Below are 23,982 nucleotides of genomic sequence, written 5' to 3' on the forward strand. Positions count from 1 at the left end.
TACCGGTTCTTCAGCGTCCTTGCCGCCGAAAAGATTTAACCCGATCCAGCCTATGATCAATACAGCTGCAATCGGGACTACTTTTTTCCACATTGGGGACTGACCTCCATTGTTACCAGAGTTACCACCAGAGCCGCCAAAATTGCCGACAGCCTGAGTGGTGTTAGTTGCAGTGACAGAGTTTTCCGTCACTGTATTACCTACTTCGGACGACTTGTGTGCTCCTGACTTCGGAGACGAATTCGATTCATTCTTGTTAGTCATGGCAATCCGCTTGGTTTTACCGGCACTACGCTGACGCATTGTGCCCTGTTCGGCCTGTGCCGATCAGGCCTATGAAATAACGTTGGTTTGTACTATCTAACCATGTTCGAGGTCGTTTGGTTCGATGTACATAAACTTTCACATTGAAAACTCGGTTTCGACTCGTTTTTCCACATCAGCACCACAGGCGGTTCAAGTGGAACAAAGCCTCAATGCCGGTTTCGTGTGTCATCCCGACACAGGGCATGCAGGAGGATTCAATTTCCTGTTTGATGGCGCAGCATTCTAGCGAATAGCTCACTGGCTGTGTCGATGGCTGCCATCCTGGCTGATCCTGGTGCGAACGGAGCGATGACGGCATGGCAGCTCAGGAGCTTGATGTTGTGGTCATGTGCGCAGTCTATCGAGGTAGAGAAGCGGAATCCGGCAAGGACATGAGCTCACTGCTATCATTGGTGGCAAGTGTCAATATATTGTGTGTTACTTCACGTTATACGGCAAAATATTGACGTCCGACGTGCTGCTGAGTACTCTTCTCGGCAACACATTAACAACAGTGTGGCGGCGAAATCTTGGACGATCTCATTTACAGCTTTCTACTGCAATCGGACTTCCCGAGAGCCTCCATAGTGCTTGACCTGGACTTGCTGGGTTCGGCTGGCAAGGCGAGCGAGCACATGCGTGCTCCATCGTTCGTCATCGTCGATCCGGATACCGCAGAACTGCTTGCCGTCATCGATGTCGTGGATGCCATTGACGGTGATGCCCTGCGAGAGGTCGCCATCGAGACAGGGGCATATGCGTCCAGACTGGCCGGCCGTACCATTCAGGGTTTTGTCATCCGGGTCGATGTCAGGGGACACACGGAAGAAGAACAGGTGCAGTTCTACCGAATCTGGCCCAACAGTACCCTGCAGCAGCTGTCCAGCAAGTCGTTCCCAGACCTGGAAACCCTGCGCGTAGCCAGAAAGCTGGTGATCAGCGGCTCTGCGCCGAGTCCCGCGCAATCGTCTGCTGTTCTGGATCCGGAAGAAGAGGATAGGGCGTTCGATGAGCCGCGTCCGGGTCCCGGCATGTACTTTCCGGCATTGGTTCTACTGTTGCTTGTCCTGATTGACAGCTACATGAATGCCAGTCGAGGCTCATCCCTGCTGAGTCTGTCGCAGAGCGTGATGGCCTTCGGCGCTGCGTTGTTGTTTACCGTGCCCTCCGCCATTCGTTATCTGCGCCGGTGGAATCGGATAGATTGACCCCGTAACGGTCACGCTGGTGCATACTGCCGGTCATATCCACATATGTTTATACGTGTATGGAAGTGTTACTGGCCGGATTGCGCGCGGCAGGTGAGCCCACGCGCCTGAGACTTCTGGCGTTGTGTGCGCATGGGGAGCTCAGTGTGACGGAACTGACCCTGATACTGGGCCAGAGCCAGCCCCGAGTCTCCAGACATCTGAAGCTGCTGGTTGAAGCCGGATTGCTGACCCGCTTCAGGGAAGGTTCGCTGGTGTTCTACAGGATTGCCGAAAATGGCGAATCTGCCTATCTGGCGAGAACGCTGGTCGATCTGCTGCCTGATGACGACACCGAGCTCAGCCGTGATCTGGTGCGTCTGGACAAGATTCGGGAAAAGCGGGCGGAGCTTGCCGAGAACTATTTTCAGGAAAACGCCGGGCAATGGAACAAGATACGAGCCTTGCACGTGCCCGAGGCTGATGTCGAAGCTCGTCTGCAAGAGTTGGTCGGGCCTGAGCCAGTCGGCAATTTTCTGGACATCGGCACTGGAACCGGGCGCATACTGGAACTGTTCGCCAGGCAGATCGAAAGGGGCGTGGGCATCGACCTGAGCAGTGAGATGCTGGCGATAGCGAGAACGCAGCTGGAACGCGATGAATTCAGGCATCTGCAGGTCCGCAAAGGCGATATGTACAACATGCCCATCGATGATCGATCGATCGATCTCGCTACTCTGCACCTGGTGCTGCACTACAGTCTCGAGCCCGGGTTGGTAATCGCCGAGGCTGCGCGTACGCTGGCGCCTGGGGGGCGCTTGATCATCGTGGACTTCGCCTCACATCAAGAGGAGCGGTTGCGAACCGAGCACAAGCACCAGCGGTTGGGGTTCAGTGATCGTGAAATTCATCAGGCGATGATTCAGGCATCGCTGGAGCCGGGACCGGTAGACTCATTGATCGGTGATCCCTTGACCGTCAAGTTCTGGCAGGCTCATTGCCGCTGACCTCAAGACCTCAATTCTCCTGATGTCCCGGTGCTCGTCTCAGACGGTGGCAGAGGTGGGTGTCTTCTTGAGTGTGCGTGATACCAGCGACGCGACCAGGGCTCCGGACAATGCCCCGATCAGGTGGCCTTCCCAGGAAACTCCCGGCTGAAACGGGACAACACCCTGTACCAGGGTAGATGCGTAGAGTAGCCCGACCACAACGGATATCAGTACAGACTGCAGCCGCTTCTCGAATATTCCAGCGAACACGTGAAAGGTGATCAGGCCGAATACGACGCCGCTTGCACCGATATGCAGAGCGGTTCGACCAAAGAGCCACAGTCCAATACCACACAACAACGCAATGATCGCCACGATTGCACCGCTATTGGCTCTCGAACCGGCCATCAGCAACATGGTCACCGCCAATGGAATGGTATTGCCCAGCAGATGTTTGAAATCGCCATGCAGAAAGGGCATTGCCACGATCCCCGTGAGTCCACGAAAGGTTCGCGGAATCAGACCCAGATTTTCCAATGGCAGAAAGCGGTCGAGAAAAAAGACGACCCAGATGATCGCAATGAAAATACAAACCCCTGCCAGATCACGTTTGATGGAGTGTATGTTTCGCGAGTCAATCAGGCCGTTCATGGATTCAATTCAACATTCGTCGTAGTCGCTCTGCAATATCTGCCTGAGTAGTGGCGTCCGGCAGCGGGAGGGTTGATGTATCAGCATTCTCGCGATTTCTGAGAGCATTGAATTCTTCACTGCTGATTCCCAGTCGGGCGGAGTCACTGTCCGTCAGGTTGAGAGTCTTGATCATTTCCCGAATGTCATTGAGTGTAGTCGAAGAATCGGGCTGGTCGATTACCTGTTCGCTGGACGCCGTGTTCGTCGCAGTCGTTGTCGAGACATTTTCCGGAATGTCGTCGGCTGCTGGAGGTGACTGTCTGGTCTGATCGGCGTTCTCGGTTCGTCTCAACGAGCCGTGCAGCCCGGACGTGGGCTCCTGATCAGCAGCGCTGCTGGATTGCCTCTCGGAATGTGCCTTGACCGCTTTGACGATCAGTACGGCTGCAACGGCCAGTACAAGCAAGGTAATGAACCACATGTCTTGATCTCCTTTTGTGTGAATGCATAACGTTCAATACACATATAAACATAGGTCATAGGCCGTACAAGTGGTTGCGACTGATAGAATTGATGCAATGTTCAGCCGCTTCTGTTGCTGCCGAGTCGCCAGAACGCGGCAGATGCGTCTGGATCCCCTGTTGAACAGCTATCACTTGCTCATATGCTGTTTCCAATGATATTTCATGTTCCGGAGCCCTGAAACCTGATGGTCCGACCCGACAAATCAATTGTCAAACGTTTCGACAGCCTGAAAACCCATCTTGAGCGTGAGAACCCGGTATTGATTGATGCCATTGCAGGTTTTCGCAAACTCGATGCAATCGGTTACAAGACTGGCCTGATCGACACGGATGATTCCTATGCCATGCAGATCTCCTGGTGGCCACTGGTGTCCATTCTGGGAGTGTTTTCTGCCGGAAAGTCCTCGTTCATCAACAGTTATCTGGGGCAGAAGCTGCAGAAGACCGGCAATCAGGCGGTCGACGACAAGTTCACGGTCGTGTGCTATGGCGAGGAGAATGCCGGTCGTGTCCTGCCAGGGCTGGCGCTGGATGCCGACATGAGATTCCCGTTCTACCGGATCAGTGACGAGATCGAGAAAGTCACCGAAGGAGAGGGGCGCCGGATCGATGCCTATCTGCAGCTCAAGGTCACGGATTCCGAAGTCGTGCGAGGCAAGATCCTGATCGATTCCCCCGGGTTTGATGCCGATGCTCAACGCACCTCGACATTGAAACTGACCAATCACATCATGGAGATCTCGGATCTGGTACTGGTGTTCTTCGATGCTCGTCATCCAGAACCCGGTGCCATGCAGGATACGCTGACCCATCTGGTCGAGAACACCATCGCCCGCAATGACAGCAGCAAGTTTCTGTTCATTCTCAATCAGATTGATACCGCAGCCAGAGAGGACAACACCGAAGAGATTGTTGGTGCCTGGCAGCGCGCACTATCGCAGAAAGGGCTGACGGCAGGCAGGTTCTTCACCATCTACAACAAGGAAGTGTCGATTCCCATCGATGATGAATCTCGCCGGCGCCGGTTCGAGGAAAAGCGCGATGCAGACATGACGGAAATCGAGGATCGTATCCGGCAGGTTGAAGTCGAGCGAGCCTATCGCATAGTCGGCTCCATGGAAAAACAGGCTTACACCATTCGTGATCAGGCAATTCCGGCCATTGCTCGATTGAAGGCGACCTGGTCGCGCAGAGTCTTGCGACTTGATGCGCTGGTGTTCGGGCTTGCGGCTCTGGGTCTGTTCGGTAGTGCGATCATGATGGGTACCATGGGGTCATTGATGGGCTTCATACTGAGCCTGTTTGCTGATCCGGTGGCGATGTTGAGTACCCTGCTTGGCATTCTTCTGGTTTTTCTCATCGTGCACTTCTTCATACGCAAACTGGTGACGCAGTTCATGGCTTCCCGTTTGAAGAACACCCCGGATGAACCCTATACGAAGGCATTCAAGTTCAATACGCGCTTCTTTCGTTCCGTATTCAGCAAGGATCCGGTGGGCTGGAACAGTCGATCCAGAAAAACGACTGATGAGGTCATCGAACACGCCTCCGAATTCGTGCAGAAGCTCAATGATCAATTCACCAATCCGTCGGGCAAGCTTCCCGACAGAGTGGATGGCTGACACGGGTAGTGGCTGCTACCGTGCAGCCATTGTCTCCAGCCGTTAGACCCGTTGAAGATCCGAAAAAACCGGTCGATGACCGGTTTTTTCTTGCCATTCCGAAGCTACATGAGCGTCGTCCTGTCCTGATACGAATCCCTCCACGCGGGGGCGTGGAAGGGTGACTGCAAGACTGCCCGCATCTGTCGCAGGCAGTCAGTAGCTGACCATCACTGATCAGCCGGCTTTTCGGTCATTTCAGTTTCAGGCTTTGCCACGCCGGTATCCCGAGGCTCGTCCCGTTCCGGCGATTTCTCTTCTGACTGATTGCTGCCTGGCAGGCTGTCAGCCTGTACGCCAACGACCGTTTCAGGGGTGACGTCGGGTACCTTCCGGGAAGCCAGTGACATGCCGCCTGACGCTCCTTCGTCCTTGTTGGCCAACGAGCGTACGGTGCTCTTCAGCTGACTGGGCTGTCGTTGGGATACCCTGGCCTCGCTGGACTGTCCGCTCCCGTTGATTCCGGTTTCCTGCTTGTTGTCAGAGGCCTGACTGGCAGCGACCTCTGTTGGCGACGACTCACGCACGGTAGGCAGCGGTTCGGGCGTCTTGTCAGCGGTATCTGCAATCTCCGATGCAGCGGGTTTCTCGGCAGCCTGTTCTCGGGCCACCGACACCGTGGTGTCCGCACTGGCGGTCGCCGTTTCAGCGAGTGCGTCGCTTGAATCGACCGTCGTGTCTACCGGGCTCGCCTTGGCAGCGGCCGCTTTCTTGCTGTTCACGCGTTCACGTCGACGGCTTCCACCTCGTCTGCGAGGTTTGTCGGAATCATCCGAGCTCTCCTCGTTCGACGGCACATCCGCCGTGGCAACTTCACCTGCCGTTTCATCAGCATTGGTCGGCTGGCTGGCGGCTGCTGTGGTGTTGTCCGAAACGGTATCAGCTGTCTTCTTCTCTGCTGGCGCGTCTGGAACCGCCTGCTGCGTAGCTTCCTCGGGTTGCGGCTCAGAGGCTGGCGTCTCGGCAGCTTTCGCCTCTGCCGAAGCATTTACAGCTGAGCGGTCACCGGATGCTGCGGCGAAAGGCACGTCATCGTCGGGTGCGCTTGCCGTGTCGACCGATTGCCCGGTCGGGACGGGCGCAGGCTCAGGTGTGGCCAATCCGGCGGGTTCTTCAGTGGTATCGGTGGCTACTGACGTCTTGTTGCTGCCGGATTCTTGCCGAACTGTGGCTGGCTCATCGAGTTTTGCAGGCGCTTCTGCACTGGTCGTATCGAGATTCTCCGTGCGGGACTGGGAAGGTTGTGCGTCATCCGAGTGTTGCTGACGGGTTTCCCGACCTTGCGAGGCATCCTGTTCGACACCTGTGGCAGGTTTGTCCGTGGCGACATTGTCTGCAGGTTCTGATGCCTGCTGCAACTCATTGGTAGCGGCTACGTTTCGGGTCGGCTTGTCCTTGTTGTCGTCATCCGTTGACTTTCCTGCCGGTGCGTCTGTCCGGGTCTCTGTCGGCGAGCTGTTTTCGGCGGCGTCGGCATTGGCGACTGTCTGGTCGGACTCGGTGCTGTCCGCTGTCTTCTCGTTGCGTTCGCTGTTGCGTCCACGTCCGCGGCCACCACGGCGTCGACCACCACGTCGGCCCCGGCTGCGGCCGCCTTCCTCAGTCTTGCGCGCTTCTCCGTTATCCGTTCCTGTGGACTCGCCAGAAGAGCTCTCCGCGTCGACAATGACTGCCTCTGTTGGAGTCTCAGCCTTGTTGTCGACAGATTCCTTCGTTCGCTTCGGATTGCGGGGCTTTTTCGCCGTCGTTTCCGCTGCCTCCGCGGTTGCAGTCTCCTGCTCGGTCCTGTTGTTTCCGCTGCTACCGTCGTTGGTGGCATCGGTGGATTGCTTGCGACCTCTGCCACGTCCTCGGCCGTTCTTGCGCTCGCTACCTTCAGCGCCGTCCTCATTGTTCTTGCTGCGACGCTGGTTGTTGCGATTGCCGCGGTTTTCCGACGCCGCCTCGCTCTTGTCGCCATCGTTGCGGTTGCGGCCCCGACCATTGCGATTTCCGGAGCGCTTGTTGCCTCGCTTCTGACCCCGGGATTCCTCCTCCTGAGCATCGCTGCGGGCAGATCGTCTGTTCGAATCGGTGTCAGCCTTGGACTCGGCTGCGGTATCGGCAACGGCAGGTGCGGCAGGGGCACCGAAGAGGGACGTGACGGCACCGAAGATGCGTCGGAACCCGCCGGGTCCCTGCACTACAGGGGGGGCAACCGTCTGTGGTTCGGGCTGCGGCATGCGATGAGCCGGAGTTGGAGCCGGTGCCAGAGGGGTAACGGTGCTGACGGCTGCCGTTTCGGGAATCTTTTCATCCCGAGCGCTCTGCGGGGAGAAGCTCTCGCTGTTGTCGGAGGCGAGCTCGTAGCTCTTTTTCTGCATCATCTCGTGTTCCGCCTCTGTCATGCGGATACGTTCGATGTGATAGTTGGGCGTTTCCAACGTGGGGTTGGCAACGATCAGCAGTACAACCTTGTTGCGCGCTTCGATTTCGGTGATGCTCTGGCGCTTTTCGTTCAGCAGGTAGGTCGCGACCTCCACGGGAACATCGGCCATGACGCGACCGGTATTGTCCTTCATGGCTTCCTCTTCCATGAGGCGGAGGATGGACAGAGCTGTGGATTCCACGCCGCGAATGGTGCCGTGACCCTGACAGCGAGGGCAGACATTCTCCGAGGATTCGCCCAGTGAAGGGCGTAGCCGTTGTCTGGACATCTCCAGCAGGCCGAATTTGGATATGCGGCCAATCTGTACCCGTGCACGATCCTGCTTGAGGGCGTCTCGCAGGCGGTTTTCCACGGCGCGCTGGTGCTTGGAGGCCATCATGTCGATGAAGTCGATGACAACCAGGCCGCCGAGGTCCCGCAGCCGCAACTGACGAGCCACCTCGTCTGCAGCCTCCAGGTTGGTATTGGTTGCCGTTTCCTCGATGTCCGAACCCTTGGTGGCACGGGCGGAGTTGATATCGATGGATATCAGCGCTTCGGTGTGGTCGATGACCAGCGCACCACCGGATGGGAGGCGTACCTCGCGGCGAAAGGCAGATTCGATCTGCGACTCCACCTGGTAGCGGTTGAACAAGGGAACATCGTCCTGGTACAGCTTCAGTTTGCGTTCGTTCTGAGGCATGTACAGCTTGATGAAGTCGGCGGCCTGCTGATGCGTGGCTGGTTCATCGGCAATGATTTCGCCGATGTCACCGCGGAAGTAGTCACGCAGTCCGCGAACGATGATGTTGCTTTCCTGGTAGACGAGAAAGGGGGCTTTCTTCTCTCCGGCTGCTTCCTGGATGGCTTTCCAGATTGCCGCCTGATAGTCCAGGTCCCACTGCAATTCCTCGGTGGTGCGACCGATGCCTGCCGTGCGTACGATGGTGCCCATACCTTCCGGGACTTCGACCTCGGACATGGCCGCTTTCAGCTCTGAACGGTCATCGCCTTCGATTCGTCGGGAAACGCCACCGGCACGTGGGTTGTTGGGCATCAGAACCAGAAATCGACCGGCAAGGCTGATGAAGGTTGTCAGTGCAGCGCCCTTGTTGCTGCGTTCTTCCTTTTCGATCTGAACGACGATTTCCTGGCCTTCCTTGATGCAATCGCGGATGTTGGGTCGGCCGTTTTCGGACTTCTTGCCGTTGCCGTTCAGAAACTCCTTGGCAATTTCCTTGAACGGCAGGAAGCCGTGGCGATCAGCGCCATAATCAACGAAAACCGCTTCGAGGCTGGGTTCGACACGGGTAATTCTGGCTTTGTAGATGTTGGATTTTCGTTGTTCGCGTGACTTGTGTTCTATATCCAGATCAACCAGTTTCTGCCCATCGACGATGGCAACACGCAACTCCTCTGGGTGAGTCGCGTTGATCAACATTCTCTTCATTATTGTTTTGGTCCATGACGGACCCTGCCTTGGCCGGAACATCCGGCGAATGCGCGCACGCCTCGTCCTTGCTGGTGCAATACCAGAAAAGGAGGGACAGGCAATATTTGATATATGCGCTCAGCATTTCGTTGGCCGAACAGGCGGAATCCGTGCTAGTTATTTATCTGATGAAGCACGCTGGTTTTGCGTACTTCGCAATTCTGCGATCATGGCGGGCCTCCGGCCTCAGATGATCGAGCGAGTAAGTCTGTCTAGTTTTCCGTATCTGTCCAGTCGGGCATCCGCACATCGGTTCGGTCCGTTGTACAGTCCTGGCCGAGAAGGCGGTTTCTGCCTGTCGTGAAAGTGGCAACTACCCGTGTAATGAACGATACTGTCAGAATAGTCAGCGTAAGGAATCCATTCGTGCGCCGACTCTTCAATATAGCAGTGCCTGAGAGATTCGGCAATCCTCGTCGCGGTCGCTGTCGTGCCATCTAACCTTTTCGGCACTTCGTCAGCAGGGCGACTATACATGAACACTAGCAAAAAGCATGTCAATTCAATCGCATAGCACTCAGGTTTGGCGCAAGGGCGGATCTTGCTGATGGCCAGCGGTCGGCAACCGTCCGATGAGGCGGTACCCATGGAAGCGTCAAGACCACGTCATGAGCGTGTCACGGCTGATGAAGACGGGCAGCGCATCGACAACTTTCTGATCAAGCGGTGCACCGGGGTGCCGCGTAGCCATGTCTATCGTCTGATCAGAAAGGGTGAGGTGCGGGTAGATGGCAGGCGGGTCAAGCAGACACGCAAGCTGGTAGCCGGGGAGCAGGTACGCATCCCCGCAATACAGTTGCAGCCACAGCAGGATGTGACGGTCCCCGACAAGCTGGCGGCAGCGGCCGGTAAGGCGATCATCGTCGAGCACCCGGATTTCCTGTTGGTCAACAAGCCCGCCGGTATTGCCGTGCATGGTGGCAGTGGGCTGGCATTCGGCTTCATCGACGCCATCAGGCAGCATCTGAAAGAGCCGAAACTGGAGCTGGCACATCGCCTGGACAGGGCGACCAGTGGTTGCCTGCTGATAGGCAGAAGCCTGAAGGCCAATCGACAGCTGCAGGATCTGTTTCGTCAGAGAACGGTGATCAAGCGTTATATTGCACTGGTCGACGGTTGCTGGCCGGATGACATCCGCCTGGTTGATGCTCCCCTCAAGAAGAATGTCGAGAAGGCCGGTGAGCGGCGGGTCACTGTCGATTCCCAGGGGCAGGAAGCGCGCACCCGGTTCTTCATTCGTCAGCGCTTCGAGCAGGCCACGCTGATGGAAGTCGAACTGGATACGGGACGTACTCATCAGATTCGCGTTCATGCCAGGCACAGTGGTCACCCGATTGTGGGTGACACGCGTTATGGGGACAACAGCAGTAACACCCGATTCAGACAGGCGGGGCTGTCACGCCTCTTTCTGCATTCCTCGGAACTCGCCTTCGACTGGCAGGGCGAGCGCATCACCGTGCAGGCACCAGTGGATTCTGCCTGGGAGGAATCCTTGCGAGCCTTGCGCGAGCAGTGACAGTCTGGACGGCACAAGCGGGACTGGCGAGTTCAGCCGTGATCTGATGCTGTCATATGTTTCATCCGGGTGTCGCGGAGCCGATCATTGCGGGCGGACAGTATCTGCTCTGTGCGCATCTGCGCAGAGTGGACAGATTACGCAGCCATCGAATCTGATAAAAAATATCATCCAATTCGACAATTATATATAGTTTTTCTTATTGAATGGGCGTCTCCATACTGTTGGCAGCTGGTTGATACAAGCCGGCATCAGCAGAGGAAACTTCCATCATGACTTTCAAGACATTTGCAACGACAGCCTTGTTCTCATTGCCTTTGAGCGTCCAGGCGATCGAGCTCACGGATTTCACCGATCCGGATACCGCATTCGATGAGGCATACGTCGATTTCAATGCCAATGCCAATTCCGGTAATCAGGATCAGACAAGCTACGATGCCCTGCTCACTGGCTTCTATAACAAGAGGGACAGTTCCGCAGCACGCGTCATCGGGTTGCGGGTCGATGGCAATCTGGATGCGTCCAGGGGGCCGAATGCCACTGATGAGTCAGTCGATGACTTCGGGTTTTCTGTAGCAGCAAGTCGTGATGCCTACTTCAGCGAAACCAATGATGCACTTTTCTACTTCGTCAGTGGAGATTTCGCCCATCAGGACAGCGCAGTCGATGACAATCTCGGAGTGACCACCGGTGTCGGCTATGGCCGCGTGTGGAATGCCACCCCACTGGCCAAGGCGCTGCGTATTCAGGAAGCTCTCGAATCAAGGTCGCTACTGCGATCCGAATTGAGCGATGACTCATTGATGCAACTGGCTGCCATCATCGGTCGGGAGTCCGAGTATCGATCAAGGGAAGGGGCGAGCGAATACCGTGGTGTCTGGTACTCGGACATGGAGTCGGTGCTGGTGGAATCCGGTGCGCTGGTCAATGAACAGTTGTCTGCGCTTGCCGTTGTCGAGCTGGACGATGTCCTGTTCGATGAGCCGATCAGCGCGCGACGTCATGGTTGGCTGGTGCGTGCGGGTGCCGGATTTCAGTCGAGCGACTTTTCCGGGCTGACAGACAACGATCCCAAGTTGACCTTTCAGCTTGAATACGCAAAACCCTATGGTTTGAAAGGGCAGCTGATCAATGTCGCCAGTTACGAGCCGATCTTCGGAGACAATACCGTGCAGAATCTGAACAATCGACTCAGCTACTCCCATGAGGTGTCAGACAGGATCGACTGGATCAATGCCTGGGATCTCTCGGTTCAGCGCGCCGATGATGCGGACGATAGTGGTTTTACCACCAACCTGCTGACGTCCACGTTTCTGTATCACCTGACCAACCAACTCGACCTCGGCTTGACGTTGGCAGCAATCGATACGGATGAGAAGCCCAATACGAATACAGGCAATGACGATGTAGCGACCTCGGCCAATCTTGCGGTCCGTTACCGCGTCAAATAGGTTACATCCCGACATCTGGATCCCGTCACGTGGATCGGCTCGGGCCGGTCCACATCACCCTTTGGCAAGCGCAATTCGTTTGCTTACTCGGTTTTTCCAATCATCATGAAGACACAAATACACAACTCGAATTCACACCGTTTCCTTTCTCCATCGGTGCTCATGCCACTTGCGCTTTCCCTGTCGTTGGTGGTTTCCGGCTGTGCGACCCGTTCCCCGGATTTTGCCGATTCGGTAGCCAGTGAAGGGGATCAGTACAGTGCCATCAGCGACAAGTGGGCGGATGGTCAGAAGCTGGTATCCAAAGGCGAGAAAAGGATCCGAAAAGGGCGGGAGCAAATCAAGGATGGTAACGAAAATATCAGTGAAGGCGAAGCCATGATGCGCCGTGGTAAACGCCTGATGACGGAGAGTGAAGAAGAGTACAGGCTGAAGAAGGAATTCTGAGGAATTCCGATTCGGTCTTGAGAGGTGCCTGTGCAAGGCACCTCGATCGGCACTTTTTTCGAGCGGCAGAGGCTTTCGGGCAATCGATCCTCATTGTCTCGCCGCCTTGCTGCTTTACTGTCTCGTGTCTCGTGTCTCGTGTCTCGTGTCTCGTGTCTCGTGTCTCGTGTCTCGTGTCTCACTGCCTCACTGCCTCACTGCCTCGATGCATTGTATCGGTATTGCAGTGTTGTGCCTTTCGTATGAGGCTGAGCCAGAGGAGGAGAGGGGCCAAAATTGCAATAGCATGAGTGTTACCACCCTTGGTTTGTCATACTGTTGTCATGATTCCTGTGGTAATTTGGGGTCAAGATTGTACTGTTGCTGGTTTTGAAAGGTGCGTAAGCTGTAGTGCTCGTGCTCGTGCTCGTGCTCGTGCTCGTGCTCGTGCTCGTGCTCGTGCTCGTGCTCGTGCTCGTGCTCGTGCTTGTGCGCTCGTGCCCGTGCCCGTGGACAGGGTGCGAGATCTGCGCTCGGGGTGCGGGTGCGAGATCTGTTGCGAGGTCTGGGGCGATAACTGCCCCGCGGCGTACGGGCAGGTTGCGGTGCCGATGAGTCGCGCCACTGAACTGCCTTGACCTCATTGAGGTTAACTGTCTCGCTCACATCGTTCTGGCGGAATGTTCAAGCCGCCCGCGATTTGCACGATGGCATCGTTCGAAACATCCTGCTTGATTTTCTCTATCCTCGGCAGGAATGATCACAGCAGGGTTACCCAACACCGGTGCGCAGCGGTCATTTCCCGTTCAGCGCGCTATCGGTTCGCATCAGACTGTTTGATCGAGGCTGAGCGGCTCAAGCTGTTCGGGCCCATGCTTGCAGGCTGGCAGCTTGAAGCTGCCCACTCGCCCGACAGTTCGGGCTGGTGATTACATCCATCCCGGTCTTCTCACTCGTTGTTCATCGATAGCCGAACCAGGTCTGGCAGTGTCGTGGCGGCCAGGTTGAGCCGAGAGGCGTCGGGGCATCGGGCAAGGTGATCCGCCATTCGCTCGAACGTCTGTCAGGTGCTCTGCTGGCAAGCTGAACAGTCCATCCTTCATCTTCGATGCGATGGATTGGCCGGGGCCATTGCTCTACCGGTCGGAAGGTTGGCAGCTTGATTTCGACCCACTCATCAATCGATGCCCATCGCCTGTCGCAGCGAATGACAGCCGCGTTTCCGGTGTTGCCATGATCTCCATTTCAACTGCTTGTATCTTCCTTCCATGATTGGATACCATTCATGAATCGGTGCTGTTATGGTTCGTCATGACGTTGATGGTTAAACTATACGCTCATTAATGATGAAGCAATTTGCGCAGCATCCGGTGGTCAATCTGCAGGAGTCACTCCTTGCAATAAGGAGTTCATGTCAGTCGCAAAGCTTCATGTCGGTCCTACTACTCCTGCAAGTTATCCGTCTTCCATTTGTTGCACTTGCAGCATTGGAAAATCGACTTGATAAGCAGCAGTCAACTTGAGTCATAATGACAAAAATCGTAAAGAGGTACGTTGAATGAATGGTCCGATTCACGACATCGATCCGATCGAAACTGCTGAATGGCGAGACGCGGTAGCGGATGTCATTGAGCGCGACGGAACGGAGCGGGCGCACTTTCTACTGGACAAGACGGTACAAGAGGCTCGAGAGCAAGGTAGCAATCTGCCATTCTCTGCAACAACGAGTTACCAGAACTCGATACCCGCGGATATGCAGGAGCCCTACCCGGGCGACCTCGAAATGGAATGGCGTATACGGACCATCAACCGCTGGAATGCGATGGCGACCGTTGTGCGCCGCAATAAAATCAGTTCCGAATACGGTGGCCATATCGCCTCGTTCGCGTCATCTGCGGTCATGTATGACATCGGCCTGAATCACTTCTGGCGTTCGCAGGGTGAGTCCCACGGTGGCGACCTTGTCTTCTTTCAGGGACATGTCATACCCGGCATCTACGCTCGCAGCTTCATGGAAGGACGGCTGACCGAAGAGCAACTTCTCAACTTCCGATCCGAAGTCGATGGCAAGGGTCTGTCTTCATACCCACATCCCTGGCTGATGCCGGACTACTGGCAATTCCCGACGGTATCGATGGGGCTGGGGCCATTGTGTGCCATCTACCAGGCGCGCTTCATGAAGTACATGCACAACCGTGGTCATATCGATATGGCCGATCGCAAGGTGTGGTGTTTTCTTGGTGATGGCGAGATGGATGAGCCCGAATCACTGGGCGCGATATCTCTTGCAGCGCGAGAGGATCTGGACAATCTGATATTCGTCATCAACTGCAACCTGCAGAGGCTCGACGGCCCGGTGCGAGGTAACGGAAAAATCGTGCAGGAACTGGAAGGCGAATTCAGGGGTTCCGGCTGGAATGTCATCAAGCTTCTCTGGGGCCAGGGTTGGGACGAACTGCTGGAGAATGACACCAGCGGCATGTTGCGGCGCTTGATGGAAGAGACTGTTGATGGGGATTACCAGACTTTCAAGTCGAAGGATGGTGCCTATGTACGCGAGCACTTCTTCGGCAAATACCCGGAAACGGCAGCACTGGTCAAGGACTGGACCGATGAGCAGATATTCGGTCTGCGGCGCGGTGGACACGATCCGGAAAAGGTCTACACGGCGTTCAAGAATGCATCGGAGACCAAGGGACAGCCGACCTGCCTGCTGATCAAGACCGTCAAGGGGTACGGCATGGGTAACGCCGGTGAGGGGCAGAACATCACTCACCAGCAGAAGAAGATGGCGGAAGATCAACTGCATGCCTTCCGTGATCGATTCAAGATTCCGGTCAGCGATGCCGACTTGCGCTCGGCACCATTCGTCAAGCTGGACGATGAGCAGAAGGCTTATCTTGCAGCGCGTAGAAAAGAGCTCGGTGGTGCATTCCCGGCACGCAAATGGAAAGACTCGCCGAAACTCGAAATTCCGGATCTGTCGGTATTCGGGGCGCAACTGAAGAGTACCGGTCAACGCGAAATCTCCACGACCATGGCCTTCGTGCGAGTACTGACCACCTTGTTGCGAGACAAGAAGATCGGCAAGCAGATCGTACCCATCGTGCCTGATGAGTCGCGCACCTTCGGGATGGAAGGGCTGTTTCGTTCGGTCGGTATCTACAATCCGAAAGGGCAGATGTACACGCCGGAAGATGCCGAGCAGATGATGTTCTATAAAGAGAGCAAAACTGGTCAGATATTGCAGGAAGGCATCAACGAAGCGGGAGGCATGGCCGACTGGATTGCCGCGGCGACCTCCTACAGCGTTCACGGTGTGCCGATGATCCCGTTCTATATCTACTATTCCATGTTCGGGTTTCAACGTATCGGGGATCTGGCCTGGGCTGCCGGTGACAGTCGTGCTCGAGGCTTCATGCTGGGCGGCACCGCTGGTCGGACGACACTCAACGGTGAAGGGTTGCAGCACGAGGACGGCCATTCTCATGTTCTTGCCAGCACCATCCCGAACTGCATCAGTTACGACCCGACCTTCAGCCACGAGGTGGCGGTCATTGTTCATCATGGACTGCAGCGGATGTACGTCGACCAGGAAGATGTATTCTTCTATCTCACGCTGATGAACGAGAACTACATTCATCCGGACATGCCCGAAGGTTCCGAAGAAGGAATCATCAAGGGACTCTACAAGTTGTCGGCAGAGACACCTGCTGCGCGTCATCTCAATCTCATGGGGTCGGGAACGATTCTGAAGCAGGTCATGGACGCGGCCGAGATGCTCAAGCGGGATTTCGACGTCAGCTCCGATATCTGGTCTGCCACCTCGTTCAATGAACTGGCGCGAGATGGTCAGGACGCCGAGCGCTGGAATCGCCTGAATCCGCTGGAAACCCCACGCGTGCCTTACGTTACCGACATATTGTCCAAGGCTAGCGGTCCCGTCATCGCCGCAACGGACTACATGAAGAATTACGCCGAGCAGATTCGTGCCTACGTGCCCCAGTCCTACGCGGTGCTGGGTACCGATGGCTTTGGTCGATCGGACAGCCGAGTCAACCTGCGGCGATTCTTCGAAGTCGATGCCAACCACATCGCTGCCGCAGCGATGGTAGAACTGTACAAGCAGGATGCCGTAAGCCGCAGTGATCTCGAAGCGGCCATGGCCAAGTATTCCATTGACGGCAACAAACCCAATCCGAGGCTGGTGTGATCGTGCCTGATCATCGCCCATACACAAGACATTCAGGAGAAAGACATGTCAGCGCTTGACGTAACCGTTCCAGATATCGGGGATTTCACGGATATCCCTGTCATCAGCATTCTGGTGGGAGTAGGGGATTCGGTTGATGCGGAAGACCCCTTGATCGAGCTTGAAAGCGACAAGGCCACGATGGAAGTGCCCAGCCCGGTGGCTGGTGTCGTCAAGGAAATCAAGGTCAGTGAAGGTGATACGGTTTCCATGGGGTCTCTGGTACTGATCCTCGAAACCGAAGGCGCTGGAGATGCCGCACCTGCTGCACAGGCTCCTGCCGAATCACCGGCACCAGCTGTCGTCGACAAGGCTCCTGTCGGTATGGCACCGCCTGCCGAGACACAGGCCAGTAAATCGGGTGTGGCCAACGTCAACGAGTCCGGCTTCAAGAAGGCGCATGCGTCACCCTCCATACGTGCCTTTGCCCGCCAACTGGGCGCTGATCTTTCCCAGATCAAGGGCAGTGGGCGCGGTGGTCGCATTCTGCGTGAAGATGTTACCGAGTGGTTCAAGGGCACGGCTCCTGCTGCTGCTGCCTCGGGCGCGCCTGCCGGTGCATCCGGCGGCATGGGCATTCCACCCATTCCCGTGGTCGATTTCTCCAAGTTCGGGCCCACCGAAGATGTGGAGATGTCCCGTATCAAGAAGCTGTCGGGTCCGGCTCTGCACCGCTCCTGGCTGAACATCCCTCATGTCACGCATCAGGAAGAAGCCGATATCACGGATCTGGACAAGTACCGCAAGGAGATGGACAACCAGGCCAAGACCGAAGGATATCGAGTGACCTTGCTGAGCTTCATCGTCAAGGCCAGCGTGTCTGCTCTGAAAGCACATTGGGAATTCAACTCGTCGATCCACCCTGATGGCGACAAGCTGATTCGCAAGGGGTATTACAATATCGGGTTTGCCGCAGACACCCCGAATGGCCTGATGGTTCCGGTCATCAAGGATGCTGATCGCAAGGGCATCATCGAAATTTCCAGGGAACTCGCGGATCTGTCGGCTCAGGCTCGCGAAGGCAAGCTCAAGGCCCCTGACATGCAGGGTGCCACCTTCACCATCTCTTCACTCGGTGGCATTGGTGGAACAAGTTTCACACCTATCGTCAACGCACCTGAGGTTGCCATCCTGGGTCTGACTCGCTCGAAAATGGCTCCTGTCTGGGACGGTGAACAGTTCGTTCCGCGCAACATGTTGCCCATGTCGCTCAGTTACGATCACCGAGCCATTGACGGAGCACTCGCAGCGCGCTTTGCAGCCACTCTAAAACACTTGCTGGGCGACGTGCGTCGTCTGATGCACTAAGAGGTAGACTACATGGATATCAAGGTCCCTGATATTGGAGACTTCACGGATGTACCTGTCGTCTCGGTACTGGTTTCAGTGGGTGATGAGGTCAGCGCGGAAGATCCGTTGATCGAGCTGGAAAGCGACAAGGCCACGATGGAAGTACCCTCGCCGGTGGCAGGCAAGATCACCCGGATCGATGTTGCCGAAGGCGATTTGTGTTCGGAAGGATCGGTGATCATGGCCATCGAAACGGCGGAAGCCGCAGCGGAGCCGGCTTCAGCCTCTGCGGCGGCACCGGCTGCAGGCTCGGCAGCGCCGTCAGCTGCACCGGCCGCAGCGGGTAGCCCGACAGCGCCGCTGAATGGTGACATTCACGCCGAGGTGCTGGTACTGGGATCCGGTCCCGGGGGTTACACGGCTGCCTTTCGCGCGGCAGATCTCGGTCTGCGAACGGTACTGGTAGAGAAGGACAGCCAGCTGGGTGGTGTCTGCCTGAACGTTGGCTGTATTCCGTCAAAGGCCTTGCTACACGCGGCAAAAGTCATCACCGAGTACGAGGAGATGGGGGAGCACGGGTTCACCTTCGTCCGACCCGATGTCAACATCGCTGAATTGAAAGACTGGAAACAAGGGGTGGTCAACAAGCTGACCGGTGGACTCCAGGGGCTGGCCAAGGCGCGCAAGGTTCAGGTGGTCAATGGTGTGGGAGAGTTTGACGGCCCGAAATCGATGCGGGTCACGGACGGCGACAAGTCGACCCTGATCACCTTCGATCAATGCATCGTTGCTGCCGGTTCAGAACCTGTCAAATTGCCATTCGTGCCGCATGATGATCCGCGTGTCATCGATTCCACGGGGGCGCTCGAACTGGAAGATATCCCGAAACGCCTGTTGATTCTGGGTGGTGGCATCATCGGTCTGGAAATGGGTACGGTCTATGATGCCCTGGGCTCGAAGGTCACGGTGGTCGAACTCATGGATCAGATCATTCCAGGAGCAGACAAGGATATCGTCAAGCCGCTGCACAATCGCATCAAGGGGCGTTACGAGAACATCCATCTGAAAACCAAGGTGACCGGGGTCACGGCTGAGGCGGATGGCCTCAAGGTGGTATTCAGTGGCCCTGATGGTGAACATGTCGACACGTTCGACAAGGTGCTGGTGGCTGTCGGGCGTCGTCCCAATGGTGCCACGCTGGGTCTGGACAAGGCTGGTGTCGCCGTGGATGAGCGTGGTTTCATCGCGGTGGACAATCAGCAGAGAACCAACGTTCCGCATATCTTCGCCATTGGCGATGTCGTGGGTCAGCCCATGTTGGCGCACAAGGCGGTACATGAAGGCAAGGTGGCGGCTGAAGTCTGCTCCGGCATGAAACGAGTGTTTGACGCGCGGGTCATTCCATCGGTAGCCTATACCGATCCGGAAGTCGCCTGGGTTGGCATGACTGAATTGGAAGCGAAGGCACAGGGCATCAAGGTCGGCAAGGGCGTCTTTCCCTGGGCGGCTTCAGGTCGTTCGCTGAGCCTCGGTCGTTCCGAAGGTGTCACCAAGCTGTTGTTCGATCCGACGGATGATCGCGTCATCGGAGCTGGCATTGTCGGACCCAACGCGGGCGACCTCGTCGCTGAGGTGGCGCTGGCCATCGAGATGGGAGCTGATGCCACCGACATCGGTCACACCATTCATCCGCACCCCACTCTGTCCGAGACAGTCAACTTCGCAGCAGAGATGTTCGAAGGGACCATCACGGATCTCATTCCACCCAAAAAGAAGCATTAATTCCCAGCAGAGGTAATCTCGCATCATGAACGACATAGTCATTACTGGCGCAGCCAGGACTCCCATCGGCTCCTTTCTCGGAGCTCTGTCCAGCGTGTCGGCGGTTGATCTGGGAGCGACCGCCATTGAAGAAGCACTGAAGCGCAGTGGCGTCGAAGCGAAAGACGTCTCCGAAGTCATCTTCGGACAGGTGCTCACTGCGGGAAGTGGTCAGAATCCGGCCAGGCAATCTGCCATGAAAGCCGGCATTCCTGCCGAGCGTACCGCGGTCACGGTGAATCAGGTCTGCGGTTCCGGCCTGCGTACGGTGGCCATGGCCTTCCAGGCAATCAAGGCGGGCGACAGCAAGATTGTCGTGGCTGGTGGTCAGGAGAGCATGAGCCTGTCAACCCATTGTGCCCCGCTTCGCAGTGGCTACAAGATGGGCAGTGCAGAGTTCATCGACACCATGATCAAGGACGGTCTGTGGGATGCCTTTCATGGATATCACATGGGAACCACTGCTGAAAATGTTGCCGAGAAATGGACCATTTCTCGTGAAACACAGGATGCATTTGCCGCTGCTTCGCAACAGAAGGCAGAAGCAGCACAGGCAGCGGGCAAGTTCGAAGAGGAAATCGTACCTGTCACGGTCAAGAATCGTCGTGGCGACATTGTTGTCGACAAGGATGAATACATCAAGCCCGGTACAACTGCCGAAACTCTGGCAAAACTGCGTCCAGCATTCTCGAAGGAAGGGTCTGTCACGGCCGGTAATGCCTCAGGTCTGAACGATGGTGCCGCCGCACTGGTCCTCATGAGTTCGGATGAAGCGGCCAGTCGAGGGGCAAAGCCTCTGGCACGCGTCGTCAGTTGGGCAACTTCAGGTGTAGAGCCTGAAATCATGGGTTCAGGTCCCATTCCTGCAAGCCGGGCGGCTCTGGAAAAAGCGGGCTGGTCTGTCGAAGACCTCGACCTGGTGGAAGCAAACGAAGCGTTTGCTGCACAGGCCTGTGCCGTCAACAATGACATGGGCTGGGATACCGACAAGGTCAATGTCAATGGTGGCGCCATTGCACTGGGCCATCCCATCGGGGCATCCGGTGCTCGCGTACTCATCACGCTGCTGCATGAGATGCAGAGACGTGATGCAAAGAAAGGCCTGGCCACTTTGTGTATTGGCGGTGGTATGGGTATCGCAATGTGCGTAGAGCGTGATTGACAGCAGGATGATAGATCGATGCGCCCGAGTGGGCGCGTCGGATTCAAGCAGAAAACTCAACAACCAGCAGGAGAAGGATTGATCATGGCAAAGATTGCAATAGTGACTGGCGGAACTCGCGGGATTGGTGCAGCCATCTCCGAGGGCCTGAAAGAGGCGGGCTACAATGTTGCAGCGAATTACGCTGGAAATGACGAGCGAGCGCGAGATTTTTCAGAATCCACGGGTATCGCTGTATACAAATTCGATGTCTCGGACTATGCCGCCTGTCAGGCAGGCGTAAAGAAAATCGAAGAGGACCTGGGTGGGTCCGTGGATGTGCTGGTCAACAACGCCGGCATCACACGTGATGGCACATTGCATCGCATGGATCAGGAAGCCTGGCAAGCCGTCATCGATACCAATCTCGGATCCTGCTTCAACATGTGTCGCTGTGTCATCGACGGAATGCGCGAGAAGAGCTTTGGGCGTATCGTCAATATCGGTTCCATCAATGGTCAGGCTGGCCAGTATGGTCAGGTCAACTATGCCGCTGCCAAATCCGGTATTCATGGATTTACCAAGGCGTTGGCACAGGAAGGTGCTGGCAAGAACGTTACGGTCAATGCCATTGCTCCCGGTTATGTAGACACCGACATGGTTCGAGCTGTACCGGAAGCGGTTCTGGAGAAGATCATTGCCAAGATCCCGGTTGGCCGTCTGGGCAAGGCTGAAGATATTGCCAGAACAGTGAAGTTTCTCGTTGCCGATGATGCCGGGTTCATTACCGGTTCAACGGTATCTGTCAACGGTGGCCAACACATGTATTGATCGCCATCTGTCTCTCCTGAACGGGAGGCAGTGTTCGCGTATTTGTCCAAGGGCGGCCGCTATCACCAGGTGACAGTGGCCGTTTCGGTTTCTGGGGCCATGCTCTCGGTCCACGCCAGTTGCCTGTCTGCCGAGTGTTGCAATCATGTGTGCAATTCGTGAAGACCACTTTCGCGTGGCAATCATTGGCGGCGGTCCCCGAGGTCTTGCCGCGCTGGAAAGTCTGTGCTCTGCTCTGACTGATTCGGCATTGGCGGCCAGGATGCAGGTGATCCTGTTCGAAGCCAGTACTTATCGCGGCAGTGGTCCGAACTATGCGCCAGACCAGTTTTCCGGAAGTCTGCTGAACTTGCCGGAAAGAGAGCTGGATATTCCCCCAAGAGCTGACATGCGCATTGCTCGACAGGTAGTTGCCGGTTTTCCATCCTACAAGAAGTGGGCCGACGCTGATCATGCAGAAGGTGGCAATCAGCGAGTGGATCGTTATCCTGCACGTGCCAGACTGGGACACTATCTACAGTCTCGCTTCAACAGCATGGCCTTGCCATTGGAAAGCGCGGGCTGGCTGACAATCGTGGAATCCGAAGTTCTGCAGGTACGATGGGACGCGACGGTTGAATGTCATGTCATCGAGCATGCTGCAGGTGCCGTCGCGCGAGTCGACGAAGTGGTACTGGCCATTGGACATCAACCGACAGCACCGGGCAAGGACATGAGAGCCTGGATGCAACATGCAGATCAGCATCCCGATTGCCGTCTTGTCACAGAGCCTTATCCACTGGAAAGCCATATGCGGGATGAGTCCATCGCCCCGGGATGCACGGTGGCGCTGCGTGGGTTCGGTTTGTCGATGATAGATGTTGTCAAAGGGCTGACCGAGGGGCGAGGCGGTCGCTTTGTGGTGGCGGATGACGATAGACGCACGATGATCTATGAGCCATCGGGTCGGGAACCGGGGAGAATTGCGCCATTTTCACTGGATGGACTGCCCATGGCGCCCAAACCCCTGAATCGTCACCTGGATGATTGTTTCAGGCCCGGTTCCCTGCAGGAGCAGTTTTTCGAGAAGCAATGTTCGATACTGGCCGAGCATGGTGAGGGCAAGAGAGCCTGCAGACAGCTGATCAATCTGATTTCACATATACAGGTAGCCGTCTTTCTCCGGGTTCGTCCGGATGTCGTCGATCACTACTCACCATCCCGGCTCTTCGACATCGCAGTCAGCTGGCTGCGAGATGAAGACTATCGCCATGAACTCATCGTCGATCGCGACCTGCCTGCAGAGCATGGCATGCAGTTGTTTATCGACATGGCTTGCGGCCTCGAACCACCCGGTTTCGACTACTGCCTGGGGCAGGTGTGGCGACATCTGCAGAAGATCATGTTTCGAGCGTTTTCCCATTCCAGTTTGTCGGTAGAGGCAATCAGCGATCTGGTCGAGTTGCATGAGCGCATGAAGAGATACACCTATGGCCCTCCCGTCGACAATGCACAGTGCCTGCTGGCATTGCTGCGTTCAAGACACCTCACTTTCGCCTTCGTAGACGACCCGGAGACAAGACTGGTGGAAGAGGGGTGGGAGCTGGTGAAGGGAGCTGACCGGATGCTCGCTACTGTCATGATTGATACCGTGTTGTCGTCGCCAATTCTGAGCAAGGTCGGCACACCATTGATCCGGCAGTTGCTGGACGAAGCACGGCTCATTCCCTTGAGTGAGAGCCTGGGAGCGTCGACGCGAGAAGGGTCTGTGGCCGTACAGGGCGAGGCTCTATCGGCTTCACCTCCTGTCGCACTATTGGGGAGACTGGCTACAGGATCGATACTCGGAGCAGACAGTATCACCGAGAGCTTTGGCCACGAGCAGCGGGAGTGGGCCGGGCAGCTGATCAAAAGGGTTCTGGAGAGTCGGTGTCCTGATTGACCCCGGCCTATGGACCCAGCCGTGGGCACAATACTGATGCCTGGCCCTGGCCCAAGCCCAAGCCCAAGCCCAAGCCCAAGCCCAAGCCCAAGCCCAAGCCCAAGCCCAAGCCCAAGCCCAAGCCCAAGCCCAAG

General features: G+C 56.3%; 15 protein-coding genes. 12 read left to right on the plus strand and 3 right to left on the minus strand.

The window, feature by feature from the left end:
* Positions 1-836: 836 nt before the first annotated feature.
* Together ACUNV4_RS06685 and ACUNV4_RS06690 are read left to right on the plus strand one after the other, a co-directional pair.
* A complete protein-coding gene (locus ACUNV4_RS06685; RefSeq protein ID WP_430877729.1) occupies positions 837-1,514 on the plus strand; it encodes a hypothetical protein in 678 nt (225 codons plus the stop codon).
* A 59-nt stretch (positions 1,515-1,573) separates the two neighbouring features.
* A complete protein-coding gene (locus tag ACUNV4_RS06690; RefSeq protein WP_430877730.1) occupies positions 1,574-2,500 on the plus strand; it encodes an ArsR/SmtB family transcription factor in 927 nt (308 codons plus the stop codon).
* Positions 2,501-2,539: 39 nt separating this feature from the next.
* On the opposite strand, the gene ACUNV4_RS06695 is transcribed toward ACUNV4_RS06690, so the two are convergent.
* Both ACUNV4_RS06695 and ACUNV4_RS06700 read right to left on the minus strand, forming a co-directional pair.
* Positions 2,540-3,133, minus strand: coding sequence for a rhomboid family intramembrane serine protease (locus ACUNV4_RS06695; RefSeq protein ID WP_430877731.1), 594 nt, complete (start codon positions 3,131-3,133; stop codon positions 2,540-2,542).
* A gap of 4 nt (positions 3,134-3,137) precedes the next feature.
* Entirely contained in the window at positions 3,138-3,596 is a 459-nt protein-coding gene (locus ACUNV4_RS06700; protein WP_430877732.1) for a hypothetical protein, read from the minus strand.
* 228 nt (positions 3,597-3,824) lie between these two features.
* Here ACUNV4_RS06700 and ACUNV4_RS06705 point away from each other — a divergent pair, with 228 nt between their 5' ends.
* On the plus strand, positions 3,825-5,261 hold the full coding sequence (locus ACUNV4_RS06705; RefSeq protein ID WP_430877733.1) for a dynamin family protein: 1,437 nt from the start codon (positions 3,825-3,827) through the stop codon (positions 5,259-5,261).
* A gap of 209 nt (positions 5,262-5,470) precedes the next feature.
* On the opposite strand, the gene ACUNV4_RS06710 is transcribed toward ACUNV4_RS06705, so the two are convergent.
* Positions 5,471-9,157 (minus strand): Rne/Rng family ribonuclease, encoded by a 3,687-nt coding sequence (locus ACUNV4_RS06710; RefSeq protein ID WP_430877734.1) that lies wholly within the window; start codon positions 9,155-9,157, stop codon positions 5,471-5,473.
* Positions 9,158-9,746: 589 nt separating this feature from the next.
* On the opposite strand from ACUNV4_RS06710, the gene ACUNV4_RS06715 reads away from it, so the two are divergent.
* The 9 genes from ACUNV4_RS06715 (at position 9,747) to ACUNV4_RS06755 (ending at position 23,848) form a co-directional block, all read left to right on the plus strand.
* Complete coding sequence (locus tag ACUNV4_RS06715; protein ID WP_430877735.1) at positions 9,747-10,715, plus strand: RluA family pseudouridine synthase; 969 nt, start codon at positions 9,747-9,749, stop codon at positions 10,713-10,715.
* A gap of 272 nt (positions 10,716-10,987) precedes the next feature.
* The gene (locus ACUNV4_RS06720) at positions 10,988-12,166 is read left to right on the plus strand and encodes a hypothetical protein (protein ID WP_430877736.1); all 1,179 of its coding nucleotides are present in this window, start codon (positions 10,988-10,990) and stop codon (positions 12,164-12,166) included.
* Between the two features lie 105 nt (positions 12,167-12,271).
* Positions 12,272-12,613 (plus strand): hypothetical protein, encoded by a 342-nt coding sequence (locus tag ACUNV4_RS06725; protein ID WP_430877737.1) that lies wholly within the window; start codon positions 12,272-12,274, stop codon positions 12,611-12,613.
* Between the two features lie 1,537 nt (positions 12,614-14,150).
* The gene (gene aceE, locus ACUNV4_RS06730; protein ID WP_430877738.1) at positions 14,151-16,805 is read left to right on the plus strand and encodes a pyruvate dehydrogenase (acetyl-transferring), homodimeric type; all 2,655 of its coding nucleotides are present in this window, start codon (positions 14,151-14,153) and stop codon (positions 16,803-16,805) included.
* Between the two features lie 45 nt (positions 16,806-16,850).
* Positions 16,851-18,152 (plus strand): dihydrolipoyllysine-residue acetyltransferase, encoded by a 1,302-nt coding sequence (aceF, locus tag ACUNV4_RS06735; RefSeq protein ID WP_430877739.1) that lies wholly within the window; start codon positions 16,851-16,853, stop codon positions 18,150-18,152.
* 12 nt (positions 18,153-18,164) lie between these two features.
* Positions 18,165-19,916, plus strand: coding sequence for a dihydrolipoyl dehydrogenase (lpdA, locus tag ACUNV4_RS06740; protein ID WP_430877740.1), 1,752 nt, complete (start codon positions 18,165-18,167; stop codon positions 19,914-19,916).
* A 22-nt stretch (positions 19,917-19,938) separates the two neighbouring features.
* A complete protein-coding gene (locus ACUNV4_RS06745; RefSeq protein WP_430878295.1) occupies positions 19,939-21,117 on the plus strand; it encodes an acetyl-CoA C-acetyltransferase in 1,179 nt (392 codons plus the stop codon).
* An 84-nt stretch (positions 21,118-21,201) separates the two neighbouring features.
* Complete coding sequence (phbB, locus tag ACUNV4_RS06750) at positions 21,202-21,927, plus strand: acetoacetyl-CoA reductase (protein WP_430877741.1); 726 nt, start codon at positions 21,202-21,204, stop codon at positions 21,925-21,927.
* 145 nt (positions 21,928-22,072) lie between these two features.
* On the plus strand, positions 22,073-23,848 hold the full coding sequence (locus ACUNV4_RS06755; protein WP_430877742.1) for an FAD/NAD(P)-binding protein: 1,776 nt from the start codon (positions 22,073-22,075) through the stop codon (positions 23,846-23,848).
* Positions 23,849-23,982: the final 134 nt, after the last annotated feature.

Source organism: Granulosicoccus sp. 3-233 (assembly GCF_052681095.1).

Excerpts from the sequence above, each read along its gene's own strand:
- ACUNV4_RS06690 (WP_430877730.1), top strand. The coding sequence starts at position 1,574 with ATGGAAGTGTTACTGGCCGGATTGCGCGCGGCAGGTGAGCCCACGCGC.
- ACUNV4_RS06695 (WP_430877731.1), bottom strand. The coding sequence starts at position 3,133 with ATGAACGGCCTGATTGACTCGCGAAACATACACTCCATCAAACGTGAT.
- ACUNV4_RS06700 (WP_430877732.1), bottom strand. The coding sequence starts at position 3,596 with ATGTGGTTCATTACCTTGCTTGTACTGGCCGTTGCAGCCGTACTGATC.
- ACUNV4_RS06705 (WP_430877733.1), top strand. The coding sequence starts at position 3,825 with ATGGTCCGACCCGACAAATCAATTGTCAAACGTTTCGACAGCCTGAAA.
- ACUNV4_RS06710 (WP_430877734.1), bottom strand. The coding sequence starts at position 9,157 with ATGAAGAGAATGTTGATCAACGCGACTCACCCAGAGGAGTTGCGTGTT.
- ACUNV4_RS06715 (WP_430877735.1), top strand. The coding sequence starts at position 9,747 with ATGGCCAGCGGTCGGCAACCGTCCGATGAGGCGGTACCCATGGAAGCG.
- ACUNV4_RS06720 (WP_430877736.1), top strand. The coding sequence starts at position 10,988 with ATGACTTTCAAGACATTTGCAACGACAGCCTTGTTCTCATTGCCTTTG.
- ACUNV4_RS06725 (WP_430877737.1), top strand. The coding sequence starts at position 12,272 with ATGAAGACACAAATACACAACTCGAATTCACACCGTTTCCTTTCTCCA.
- aceE (WP_430877738.1), top strand. The coding sequence starts at position 14,151 with ATGAATGGTCCGATTCACGACATCGATCCGATCGAAACTGCTGAATGG.
- aceF (WP_430877739.1), top strand. The coding sequence starts at position 16,851 with ATGTCAGCGCTTGACGTAACCGTTCCAGATATCGGGGATTTCACGGAT.
- lpdA (WP_430877740.1), top strand. The coding sequence starts at position 18,165 with ATGGATATCAAGGTCCCTGATATTGGAGACTTCACGGATGTACCTGTC.
- phbB (WP_430877741.1), top strand. The coding sequence starts at position 21,202 with ATGGCAAAGATTGCAATAGTGACTGGCGGAACTCGCGGGATTGGTGCA.
- ACUNV4_RS06755 (WP_430877742.1), top strand. The coding sequence starts at position 22,073 with ATGTGTGCAATTCGTGAAGACCACTTTCGCGTGGCAATCATTGGCGGC.